Annotated in this window: 1 protein-coding gene; it reads left to right on the top strand. The window is 64.5% G+C overall.

Going from position 1 to position 392, the window contains the following annotated elements; all coding sequences use genetic code 11:
• The coding region (locus tag Q0915_RS32040) for a LamG-like jellyroll fold domain-containing protein (protein WP_299544550.1) at positions 1-392 on the top strand (392 nt) is incomplete at both ends.

The following is a 392-nucleotide window of genomic DNA, read 5'->3' as shown; positions in this document are numbered from 1 at the left end:
GGCAGCGGCTATGACGAGGGCGGGCACCTGACCGTCTGGCTCAAGAACGGCCAGATCTATGTCCGCCAGCAGACCGACGGGCGAAGCGAATATCTCAAGGTGCCGGACCTGCAGGTCAAGGAAGGCACCGACTATCACCTGGCCGTCTCCTTCGGCGAGGACGGCCTCAATGTCTATGTCAACGGACAGCTCTTTGCAGCCGAGCCGGAGATGAAGCAGGGCATGGACATGAACGAGCGCTCCTTCCTGGTCGGCGCGTCCGGGGCCTGGCGCTCCAGTGACAGCCAGACTGCGAGCCAGCAGTTCAAGGGCACAATCTCCGATGTCATGGTCTTCGACGAACAGGTCGGGGGCGAGGCCATGGCGGCGCTGGCCGGCGAGGTCGACCCGGC

Origin of the sequence: uncultured Roseibium sp. (genome assembly GCF_947494555.1) — a bacterium.
GTDB lineage: Bacteria > Pseudomonadota > Alphaproteobacteria > Rhizobiales > Stappiaceae > Roseibium.
The sequence above is the reverse complement of the archived record's forward strand: the minus strand, read 5'-3'. Positions and strand labels throughout refer to the sequence as shown.